The sequence below is a fragment of the Campylobacter sp. LH-2024 genome, assembly GCF_048270605.1.
Classification (GTDB): Bacteria; Campylobacterota; Campylobacteria; order Campylobacterales; family Campylobacteraceae; genus Campylobacter_D; species Campylobacter_D molothri.
Genome location: NZ_CP168139.1, coordinates 256,986 through 268,689, shown reverse-complemented (window position 1 = coordinate 268,689; position 11,704 = coordinate 256,986). Strand labels below are relative to the sequence as shown.

Below are 11,704 nucleotides of genomic sequence, written 5' to 3'. Positions count from 1 at the left end.
CTTACTTGTTCAATCTATTAATGATATGGCAGAATCTATTAAAGAACAAACTGCAGGTATTACTCAAATCAATGAAAGTGTAGCTGCTATTGATCAAACTACTAAAGATAATGTTGAAATTTGCTAATGAGAGTGCAATCATTTCTAATACTGTTAGTGATATAGCTAATAATATATTAGAAGATGTTAAGAAGAAAAGATTTTAAGAATCTTTTCTTTAAATTATAATCAAATGATTATTCTTTAAATCATAATCTTTAAACTATTATCTTAAATCATTATTTTTAAATAGTTATTTTTAAATAACTATTTTTTATGATAATTGAAGATTCATTATTAAATTAAGCAATTAATCTTTTAATGGATTTTTTATTAAAAGATTAAAAGCTTTATTTTTGATTTAATAATTTCTTTAATTTTATCTTTTGTAACTAAATTTTTAAGTTCATTACTTTCTGCTTTAATTCCATTCATACTTAAATGCCATAAAGCATTTTCTATAGCTTCATCTTTTTTTCTTTCTACTATGCGTGTTTCATCAAAAATAAATTTATAAAAAGTTATATTTTTTTCTAAATATTAAAGATTTTTATTTATTTTATTAATACTACTTTAAATTAAAGATTTATTGATATTAGTTTTATTTATTTGTATAGTTAAAAGAAACATTTTTTTACAATTATATTTTAATTATTTTTTTGGGAATGAATATGAATTTGTGGGATAAAAAGGCTAAAAGCTATGCAAGATATGCAAAATTAAACGATATCCAAAAGCAAACTTTTAAGAAGTTAAATGAATTAAATATTGATTTTACAAATAAAAATATTATAGATATAGGTTGTGGCACAGGTGTTTGGACTTTACATTTAGCACAAAAAGCAAAAAGTGTTTTAGGTATAGATAATTCTAAAGCTATGCTTGAAATTTTAAAAGAAGATGTTATAAAAAATAATATTAATAATATTAAAATACTTCATTTAGATTTTGAAAATTTTTATAAAGAAAATCAAGAAAACTTTGATATAGCGTTTTTGAGTATGTCTTTAGCTTTGCAAAATGAAAATGATTTCAAAGCTTTTTAAATTTTAGCTTCTCAAAGAATATATCTTGGCTGGGCTGATTATAGAAAAAGTGATTTTTTAGACCCAATATTTAAACATTTTAATACTGAATTTAAAGGATTTAATAAACAAGATTTAGAAAGTTTTTTTACTAGAAAAAATATAACTTTTTATAAATTTATTTTTGATGAAACACGCATAGTAGAAAGAAAAAAAGATGAAGCTATAGAAAATGCTTTATGGCATTTAAGTATGAATGGAATTAAAGCAGAAAGTAATGAACTTAAAAATTTAGTTACAAAAGATAAAATTAAAGAAATTATTAAATCAAAAATAAAGCTTTTAATCTTTTAATAAAAAATCCATTAAAAGATTAATTGCTTAATTTAATAATGAATCTTCAATTATCATAAAAAATAGTTATTTAAAAATAACTATTTAAAAATAATGATTTAAGATAATAGTTTAAAGATTATGATTTAAAGAATAATCATTTGATTATAATTTAAAGAAAAGATTCTTAAAATCTTTTCTTCTTAACATCTTCTAATATATTATTAGCTATATCACTAACAGTATTAGAAATGATTGCACTCTCATTAGCAATTTCAACATTATCTTTAGTAGTTTGATCAATAGCAGCTACACTTTCATTGATTTGAGTAATACCTGCAGTTTGTTCTTTAATAGATTCTGCCATATCATTAATAGATTGAACAAGTAAGTTAGTATTAGCTTCTATTTCACTCAATGATTTTTGAGTTCTTTCTGCTAGTTTTCTAACTTCATCAGCCACAACGGCAAAGCCTCGTCCATGTTCTCCTGCACGCGCTGCTTCTATAGCAGCATTTAATGCTAAAAGATTGATTTGATCTGCAATATCTCCAATAATACCTGTAACATTTTTAATCTCTTCTGATTGAGTGATTACATCAGAGGTTTTAACAGAAACATTTTGCATAGAAGAAGTAATTTCTTCTAAAGCAGCAGCAGTTTCTTCTAAAGAAGCTGCTTGAGAATTAGAAGAGCTAGTTAGGTTTTGAACAGCATTTTGTAATTTAGAACTTTCACTTGCTAAGTGATTAGCAAAATCAGAACTTTGTTTTAACATTTTAATGATTTCTTCACCTAAAGCATTAGTAGTAACTTCAACACTACCTCTAGCATTTTCTAATTTATTTCTAAAATCTAAGCTCTTATATTCTTCAAAGATTTTATGAATAGCATTCATATCAGAACCTACTTTTTCTTGTAAGACATCTAAGAGTTTATTTAAAACATTTTTAAGTTCTACAAGTTGAGGATTTCTTGGATTTGCAGTAATTCTTGCTGTTAAATCTCCTTTTTCTACAACTTGAACTGTAGAGACTGATTCTTTTACAGCTTGATTATCTTGTTCTAAACCTTGTTTAGTAATAAGGATGTTTTCATTAATGGCTTTTGAGATTTGACCAAACTCATCATTAGTTTTTATATTAATAGTAGAGACATTCTTTGTTTTATGATTGATAAAATCAAAGAAGGCATTAAGACCGTTTTGGATGATGGTGAGTGGGGAGAGGCTTTTTGTGATTAGGATTCTGATTAAAACTAAAGCTGCAATTAAAGCAATAAAACCAATTATTAATTGACTATATAAAATATTATTAATTGTATTATCATAAGTTTTTTTATTAACAACGCTACAAATTCTATATATAGGATTTACGCTTGATGGATTGCACATAATTGCTTGAGTTTCACCCTTATCATTATCAGCAAAAAATAAAGTGTCTCTGATATTTGGATCTAATAATTTTGGATTGTTTTCTAAAGCATTTTTAATATTCATACTTAAAGTATTTTTTGTCAAGAGTTTTTTATCATCTTCATTAAAAATAATTTTACCCTCTGTATCATAAACACTAGCATAAGAATTTGTGGTATGACCCAAAACCAAAACATCTTTTGAAAATCTTTTTAAATCATAATCGCCACCAACAACTCCAATTAATTTTCCATTTTTATAGATAGGAGCTGCGTAAGTTAAAGTTGCGTGATTATTTGATACTGATTTATAAGGAGATGAGGCTATTGCTTTACCTTCAGATGAAGCTTGTTTATACCATATGGTATTTTTTGTGTCAAAGCCCTTGGAAAGATCTAGCATAGTTCCATCTGATAAAAATGTCTTTCCGTTTTTATCAAAACCCACATAAATTAAATCAAATCCATTGGCTTCTTTAAAAGCATGAAGCAATTTAACAATTTCGACTATATCTGTTTCAGAATTTGTATCACTAAGTTCTTCAGCTAAAACTTTGATAACTTCTAGTTTAGATTTGGAATAATTATCAAAAGTTATTTGTACATCATCCATAACTTTTAATTGATTATTTTTAAGCAATTCAAAAGATGTTTGTTTAAAGTTATAATATGAAGTAAAAGTTACTATGGCTAATATAATAACAATGAGCAATCCGGTAAAAGATACTAGTTTTGAAGAAACATTAAAATTCTTTATAATCATTTAAAACTCCTTATTTAATATCTTTGATATAACAAATTAAAAATAATAATATAACTTTATTAATTATAAATAAAATAATTTCCATCAAAACTTATCAAAGAATATTCTCTTTCATTTCCTATACTTTCAACAAGCTCTTCTATGCTTAAAAAAGTTAAAGAATCAGCTTCAACATGTTTCTTGACTTCTTCAATATTTTTATTAGCGCTAATTAACTCTTCAAATGTTGGAGTATCTATTCCATATATATCAGGAAATTTAATTTCTGGACACGCAATTGCTAAATGAATTTTGCTAGCTCCTGCAGCACGAAGCAAAGAAACTATTTTTTTGGAAGTAGTTCCGCGGACTATACTATCATCAATGACCACAATTTCTTTACCTTCTAAAACCTTACGCATAGGATTTAATTTTAATTTTACTTTTAAATTTCTAAGCTCTTGGGTAGGCTCTATAAAAGTTCTTCCTACATAATGATTTCTTACTATAGCCATTTCAAGAGGAATTTTCAAGTATTGGGAAAAACCTATAGCAGCGCTGACTCCACTATCTGGAACAGGCACAACAAAATCAGCTTTGTAGGGAAATTTTTTAGCTAAAGTTTCACCCATTTTTTTACGAATTTCATAAACACTCTTACCTTCTATAATGCTATCAGGTCTTGCAAAATAAACATATTCAAAAGCACAAATTCTAGGACTCTTTGTTTCTAAAATGATACTTTCAAATCTATCATTGCCTTGGGTAAAAATGATTAATTCTCCAGGTTTTACATCGCGTATAAATTCAGCTTCTATTAGATCAAAAGCACAAGTTTCACTTGCAACTATATAGCCCCCATCTTTTAATCTCCCTAAAGATAAAGGACGAACCCCATAAGGATCTCTTGCAACGTAAAGTTTATCTTTGCTTGCCAAAACAAAGCAATAAGCCCCCAAGCAACTTTTTAAACTTTCAATAAATTTATCTTTTAAATTTTCTTTTTTACTTCTAGCGATTAAATGAACAACATTTTCAGTATCCATATGGGTTTGAAAAATTGCTCCATCTTGGATCAATTGATTTCTAATTTCTTCTTTGTTAACTAAATTTCCATTGTGTGCCAAAGCAATATCTCCTAAGGCACAATTTGCTGCTATGGGTTGTGCATCATCTAAGCTAGAATTACCTGCTGTGGAATAACGATTATGGCCTATAGCGATTTCTCCTTGTAAATTTTGTAAATTTTGAGGATTAAAAATTTGACTTACCTCGCCTTTGGCTTTAATTGTTTTAATACTTTGGCCATTACTAACACTTATTCCACTTGCTTCTTGTCCGCGATGTTGCATAGCAAATAACGCATAATATGCATAAGTGCTTGCATTTTTTGAATTGATAACTCCAACAACTGCACACATATTAAATTCCTAAAAAATCATTAATCGAATATAATTTTGGATTTTGTTTTTGAAGCCAAATTGCAACCTTAATAGCGCCTTTAGCAAATGTTGTTCTTGATGTTGCAACGTGACTTAATTCTAAAAATTCTCCATTTTCATAAAATCCAACAGTATGGCGACCCACAATATCACCACCTCTTAAACTCATAATAGCTATTTCATTTTTATTTCTTTCATTTATAATGCCATCTCTTGAGCTAACTCTTACTTTTTCAAGATCTAAATTTCTAGCTTTTGCTGCACTTTGAGCTAAAGTCATAGCTGTTCCACTTGGAGCATCCTTTTTATAACGATGATGCATTTCTGTAATTTCGATATCAAAATTTTCAAGCATAGCACTTGCTTTACTGACGAGATAATTTAAAACAGCGACGCCCAACGACATATTAGTTGCATAAAATATTGGCATTATTGTGCTTAGCTCATGCATTAAATTCATCGTTTTTAAATCAAGTCCTGTTGTTCCTATTACTAAAGGCTTAGAATTTGTTCTTGCATGATTTAAAAGTTCATAAGTGCCTTTAGGTGAAGAAAAATCAATAATCACTTCGCTTTTCTTAAAGAGTTCATTTATATTATCCCCTTTATCGTAAAGCATGGCTATTTTTGCATTGTTTTCTTCTTCTAAACATTCCTTAATTTGTTTTCCCATGCGACCTTTGGCGCCAAAAATTCCTATATTGATCATATTAATTACCTTTTTAATAAATGTTTATTTTATCATTTATTCCATAAATTTCCACATAATCATTGTTTTTTCAATTTATTTAAATTTTCTAATAATCTTTGTTCTTCTCCAATCCCTTTACTTTCATAAAATTTTAAATTTTTACTTAAATATTTTTGTTCAACCCAACCTCCAAAATCATGAGGATAGAGATATTTTTTTCTCTCTGCATGATTATTATTAAGATAATTTGGAATATCTAAAGTTTCATTGTTTTTAACAAAATCTAACGCCTTATTGATAGCTTTATAGCTTGAATTTGATTTTAAGGCACTTGCTAAATAAACCACACACTGACTTAAAATAATACGTGCTTCTGGGTAGCCTATATTTTTTACAGCTATAAGTGTAGAAGTAGCAATATTGAGCGCATTAGGATCTGCATTTCCTATATCTTCACTCGAGAAAATAATTAAACGTCTAGCTAAAAAATCGGCACTTTCTCCAGCATCAATTAATCTTGCTAGATAATAAAGTGCAGCATCTACATCACTTCCACGTAAGCTTTTGATCATAGCACTGGTTAAAACATAATGTGTATCTTTTTGATTAACCCCTTCGCTATTGACACCATTTCTAAGTTTTTTTAAATGATTTAAATTAACATTTTTAGGATCTAAAACTAGTGCAAATTCAAGTAAATTTAGCATAGATCTTGCATCGGCACTTTTAATCAAAAAATTTTTAGCTTCATCATCAATATTAAAATTAAGCTTTTCTTGAACTTTCTTTAGCAAAATTTCTAAATCTTTAGCTTTTAACGTTTTAAATTCAAAAAGCATAGAACGACTTCTAATACCGGAACAAAGAACAAAATAAGGATTTTCGGTACTTGCACCTATGATAATACAACGATAATTTTCCATAGGAATGAGTAACATTTCTTGTTGAGTTTTGCTAAGGCGATGAATTTCATCAATAAAAATCAAAGGCTTATAAAGGCTATTTTTATATCGATCGAGTATTTTTCTAAGTTCTTCGAGTTTAAAATTTCCTCCATCAAATTCATAAAAATCTAATCCAAAATCTTTTGCTATAGCTCTTGCAAATGTTGTTTTTCCGCATCCTGCAACACCATAAAATAAACTATGAGGCAATTTTTGCATAGTGATAAATTTTTTAAATATATTAACAAGATCTTCTTGACCTATAATTTCATCTAATTTTTTAGGACGAAATTCTAAAGCTAAATTCATCAGTTTAAGTCTATATAAGAAAATTGATTGCCATTAATTTTAAGTTGAGGATTTGAAAGACTATCATAAAATAAATTCATAATAAATAAATCACTATTTTTAATAAAATATTGATTTAATCCTCCAAAAAATTGTCCCCAAGTAAATATTTTATCTGGCTCTTCTGTGCTAGAAATTTGAATATTAGCCTTATTGTTTTTACCTAATATAATATTGCCATTGATATCTATGTTTTGTTTGTCTTTATAAAAAGTTAAATTAATAATATCTAACTTTAATCCTTCTTTAATAAGAGAGTCTAAATCGAATTTATTGTAAGAATATTTAGCTATCTCATTCCAAATAATATCAAAATCAACTTTATCAAAATTTAAATTTCGATAAAGTTTTGAATTCATATCAAGAAACTATATCACAAGCTTTACCTTGAAAATGAATTTTTAATTTATTTTTATCTTGAAAATGAAAAGTATTTTTACTGTAAAATGAAGCTATTTTATTGTTATTAAATACAAAAGAATGAAATTGCAATTCTTCAACACCTTCTTTAGGTTGCAATAAATCATTTAAAGGTATGGGATGATTGAAATGTTGCTTGTAGTTGAAATCTTGCATGGAAAGTTTTGAATAAAATTGTGTAAATTGAGCTTTATCTATATTAAAATAAATATTTTTAACCTGCATATTTTTATCAATTAAAATTGAAATAAAAGCATTTTTTAATAAAGTATCTCCGCCTTCATTACTTAAATTTATATCTTGAAATTGTAACCTTAAATTAAAATCTTTTTGTTTGCTTGTCAATATAAAACTAGCCAATTTCTTATTTTTTAAATGTTGATCTAAAAAATAAAAGGGGTTGCTTAAATCTCCCTGTGCGATATATTTTGAAAAATAGTTATTATTAAAAACTACATTTACTTCAGTTGTAAAATTTAAACCCACGCTATCTTTTATAGTAAAATTTGCTTCAGAGCGCAAAAAACCTTTTTTAAAGTTTAAATTTATAATTTTATAATTAGAATTTTTATTATTTACAAGATTATTTAAAATATTTTCATTTGCATAACCCATATAAAAAATATGGATAACAAAGAAAAATCCTATTAAAACAGGAATTATCATCCATTTTTTCAAAATATTATTCCTTGACAAATTTCAATGTTATTTTACAAATTCCTTGTTAAAAAAAGTTTAAAAATATTAAATATAATGTAAGATTAAGAAAATTTACTTTGTTTGACAGAGCAAACAAAGTAATTATTAATAAGCTTTTTTATAGCATTGAATTTCTATTTTTCTAGCTACAGGAATAGCCGGAGTATTTGGAGTGATAGGCATGCCATAGAAAATTTTACTTTCAAGAAAATCACCTACTTTTAAATCTTTAAACGTCCCATCTTTATCAGTGCCAAAAATTCCACAATCATCCATTTCAATTTCTGTGTTTGGCAAAACTTTAATCGCAATTTGCCCACCATAAACAGAATCTATAAGTAGAGTTTTATTATTATCATAAACTTGTGCAATCGTGCCTTCAAGTTTAACACTATCAGCTAAAAGAATAGTACTTGTTAAACTAGCTGCTAAAAAGAATGTTTTTTTCATAAATATATTTTCTCCTTTTTTTGTTTAATTTGTCGAAATGTTAAAAAAATAAAGTGAAGCGAAAGTGAAGTTTTAACTAAAAAACAGAATTATTTTATTAAAATATAAAATATGCTAAAATTATAAGTAGTTTTTTATCTGCGCAAACTTTAAACAAATAGAAATTTAATTATTTATTATCGCGATGCTAAAAAACATTTTATAAATTGTATAATTTAATTATATACTCAATAATGGAGAAACTATGCGCAAAAAGCATTCTTTACCCGAATTAACCTTTAGAGGGCTTTTATTAGGAAGTATTTTAACCATTATCTTTACAGCTTCAAATGTATATTTGGGACTTAAAGTAGGTCTTACTTTTTCATCCTCTATACCTGCTGTTGTAATTTCTATGGCTGTTTTGAGTTTGTTTAAAAATTCAAATATTTTAGAAAATAATATGGTTCAAACTCAAGCATCTGCAGCAGGAACTCTTTCTTCGGTTATTTTTGTTATACCTGGACTTTTTATATGTGGATATTGGAGCGAATTTCCTCTTTGGCAAACTTTTATGATCTGCTTATGTGGCGGAGGCTTAGGAGTTCTTTTTACTATACCTCTAAGAAGAGCTATGGTTGTAGAAAGTAAACTTACTTATCCAGAAGGTAGAGCAGCAGCTGAAATTTTAAAAATGGCCAACAAAGATCAAGAAATAAAAAAAGGTAAAAAAGGTGTTAAAGAAATTGCTTTAGGTGGAATTATAGCAGCTTCTTATAGCTTATTTAGTAGCGGTTTTAAATTGATTGCAAGTGAAAGTAGTTTTGCTTTCATATGGAATAAAATGGCATTTGGTTTTTCAATGGGATATTCTTTAGCTCTTTTGGGAGCAGGTTATCTTGTTGGATTAGCGGGAGCTATGGCGCTTTTAGTAGGAATGTTTTTAGCTTGGGGAGTTTTTACTCCTTATCTTTCAAGTTTTGAATTTGATGGGATTAAAAAAGCAGCAGAGCTTGCCTCAGGAGTTTGGAGTAGTAAAGTTAGGCTTATAGGGACTGGTGCTATAGCTATAGCTGCACTTTGGACCTTGATAGAGCTTTTAAAACCTGTATTTGATGGAATTAAAGAAATTATTCGTAATGTCAAAAGCCCTCATGCAAATAACAGTGATTCTAGAAATATAGATTTATCAATAAAAAATATTTTTATACTTTTTTTATTGATGGTTGTAGGACTTTTTATCACATTTTATAGTTTTGTTGGCGATGCGCATTTAAATTTATTTTATCATTTGCTTTTTACAGCAGCTGGAACTTTAATTGCAGTATTAATAGGTTTTTTTGTAGCAGCAGCTTGCGGATATATGGCTGGACTTGTAGGTTCATCCTCAAGTCCTATTTCAGGTATAGGATTAATCGGTATTATTGCATCTTCAATCATTTTTTTACTTTTAGGTGCAGAACTTTTTAAAGATCCGATTCTTTCGAATTTTGCCATTGCCTTAGCTATTTTTACTACAAGTGTTATTTTGGCTACTGCAGCAATTTCTAATGATAATTTACAAGATTTAAAGACAGGATATTTAGTAGGTGCAACTCCTTGGAAGCAACAAGTTTCCTTGCTTGTAGGTTGTGTTTTTGGCGCTTTAGCCATTGTTCCTGTTTTAAATTTACTTTATCAAGCTTATGGTTTTGTTGGAGCAATGCCAAGAGCAAATATGGACGCCTCTTTAGCCTTAAATGCACCACAAGCTAATTTGATGAGTACGATAGCCAAAGGAATATTTAATCACAATATAGAGTGGAACTATATTCTTTTTGGTGTAGGTGTGGGTATTATCATTGTTGTTATAGATAAAGTTTTAAAAAAGATGAGTAAAATGTCTTTACCACCTCTAGCAGTGGGAATTGGTATATACTTGCCGCCTGATGTTAATATACCATTAATTATTGGAGGAATTTTAAAATATTGCGTGATGAAATATCTAAAAAGAAAATATAAAAATAATTCTAAAAAAGAAGAAAAAATAGCTGCATGTGAACAAAATGGTATTTTATTCGCTTCAGGATTAATTGTTGGAGAAAGTATTTTTGGTGTTATTATTGCAGCTATTACAGTTTTTTCTGTTAGTATGGGTGGAGATGAAAATATTCTGGCTTTAAATTTTAAAAATTTTCATGATAGCGCATTATTTGCTTTTATATTTTTTGTAGCTGTGATATTATATTTTATTAAAAGAATCATTAAAAATAGATAGGTTGTTTATGGAAAATTTTTACGCTTTAATATTAGGAATTATTGAAGGATTAACCGAATTTTTACCTGTTTCTTCAACTGGTCATATGATTTTAGGTGGAACGATTTTGGGACTTAAAATGGATGATTTTTGGAGAAGTTTTTTAATCATTATACAACTTGGATCTATTTTAGCTGTCATTTTTGTCTTTTGGAAACGTTTGATTCAAGGATTTGATATTTGGTTTAAATTAGCAGTAGGTTTTTTCCCTACAGGTCTTATTGGACTTTTTGCCGAAAAATATTTGAAAGAATTATTTAATGGTTATGTTGTAGTTAGTATGCTTATTATTGGTGGGATAATATTTATCATCATTGAAAAATACCATAAAAATAAAACATACGAGATTAATTCACTTGATGAAATAACTTATAAAAAAGCATTTTGCATAGGAATTATTCAATCTTTGGCCATTATACCTGGTACTTCAAGAAGTGGATCGAGTATTATTGGTGGGTTATTACTGGGTTTAAATCGCAAAAGTGCAGCAGAGTTTAGCTTTTTATTAGCTGTTCCAACGATGATTATAGCTACTTTATATAAAATTTATAAAGAGCCTAATTTACTTAGCGATGCTAATTCTTTAATTCCTCTATCAATAGGATTTATTACAGCTTTTGTAGTTGCTGTTTTTGTTATAAAGTTTTTTTTAAAATTTATCACAAAATTTAATTTCATCCCTTTTGGAATTTATAGAATTATTTTAGGAATTTTGTTTTTTTATTTGTATTATAGTGGAATTTTAAATTCAGGGGATCAATTTTAAATTCAAATATTGTTTTAAAATCATTTAATAAAATTAATTTTTAAAAAAAATTAAGGCAGACAAAGATAAAATTATAAATTTAAATTAAAACTCGCAGAGTTAGTGAGCTTAAAGGTG

9 protein-coding genes and 2 pseudogenes are annotated in these 11,704 nt (G+C 27.3%); 3 read left to right on the top strand and 8 right to left on the bottom strand.

Translation table 11 applies throughout. The features are described 5' to 3' along the window. Window positions 1-372: 372 nt before the first annotated feature. Window positions 373-576, bottom strand: a pseudogene (locus tag ACD570_RS01500) (class I SAM-dependent methyltransferase); the annotation flags it as partial. Between the two features lie 134 nt (window positions 577-710). Between ACD570_RS01500 and ACD570_RS01495 the strand changes: the two are divergent. Next, a pseudogene (locus ACD570_RS01495) lies at window positions 711-1,418 on the top strand (class I SAM-dependent methyltransferase). Window positions 1,419-1,584: 166 nt separating this feature from the next. Here ACD570_RS01495 and ACD570_RS01490 read toward each other — a convergent pair. The 7 genes from ACD570_RS01490 to ACD570_RS01460 all read right to left on the bottom strand — a co-directional run bounded on the left by ACD570_RS01490 (window position 1,585) and on the right by ACD570_RS01460 (window position 8,546). After that, window positions 1,585-3,573 (bottom strand): methyl-accepting chemotaxis protein, encoded by a 1,989-nt coding sequence (locus tag ACD570_RS01490; RefSeq protein WP_417903796.1) that lies wholly within the window; start codon window positions 3,571-3,573, stop codon window positions 1,585-1,587. A 59-nt stretch (window positions 3,574-3,632) separates the two neighbouring features. Beyond that, window positions 3,633-4,973, bottom strand: a complete 1,341-nt coding sequence (purF, locus tag ACD570_RS01485) for an amidophosphoribosyltransferase (protein WP_337198870.1) — start codon at window positions 4,971-4,973, stop codon at window positions 3,633-3,635. Between the two features lies 1 nt (window position 4,974). After that, window positions 4,975-5,703: a 4-hydroxy-tetrahydrodipicolinate reductase gene (gene dapB / locus ACD570_RS01480; protein WP_337198869.1), complete on the bottom strand. Its 729-nt coding sequence runs from the start codon at window positions 5,701-5,703 to the stop codon at window positions 4,975-4,977. 59 nt (window positions 5,704-5,762) lie between these two features. Continuing rightward, window positions 5,763-6,938, bottom strand: a complete 1,176-nt coding sequence (locus ACD570_RS01475; RefSeq protein ID WP_200283645.1) for a replication-associated recombination protein A — start codon at window positions 6,936-6,938, stop codon at window positions 5,763-5,765. Then, window positions 6,938-7,336 (bottom strand): hypothetical protein, encoded by a 399-nt coding sequence (locus ACD570_RS01470; RefSeq protein WP_417904329.1) that lies wholly within the window; start codon window positions 7,334-7,336, stop codon window positions 6,938-6,940. Before ACD570_RS01470 ends, ACD570_RS01475 begins: the two co-directional genes overlap by 1 nt. Before the next feature lies 1 nt (window position 7,337). Next, window positions 7,338-8,075 (bottom strand): hypothetical protein, encoded by a 738-nt coding sequence (locus ACD570_RS01465; protein ID WP_417904328.1) that lies wholly within the window; start codon window positions 8,073-8,075, stop codon window positions 7,338-7,340. 126 nt (window positions 8,076-8,201) lie between these two features. Further along, a complete protein-coding gene (locus tag ACD570_RS01460) occupies window positions 8,202-8,546 on the bottom strand; it encodes a hypothetical protein (RefSeq protein WP_337206718.1) in 345 nt (114 codons plus the stop codon). Between the two features lie 244 nt (window positions 8,547-8,790). Here ACD570_RS01460 and ACD570_RS01455 point away from each other — a divergent pair, with 244 nt between their 5' ends. Beyond that, window positions 8,791-10,782, top strand: a complete 1,992-nt coding sequence (locus tag ACD570_RS01455; RefSeq protein ID WP_337202472.1) for an OPT family oligopeptide transporter — start codon at window positions 8,791-8,793, stop codon at window positions 10,780-10,782. Window positions 10,783-10,789: 7 nt separating this feature from the next. Next, window positions 10,790-11,587, top strand: a complete 798-nt coding sequence (locus tag ACD570_RS01450; RefSeq protein WP_239820252.1) for an undecaprenyl-diphosphate phosphatase — start codon at window positions 10,790-10,792, stop codon at window positions 11,585-11,587. Window positions 11,588-11,704: the final 117 nt, after the last annotated feature.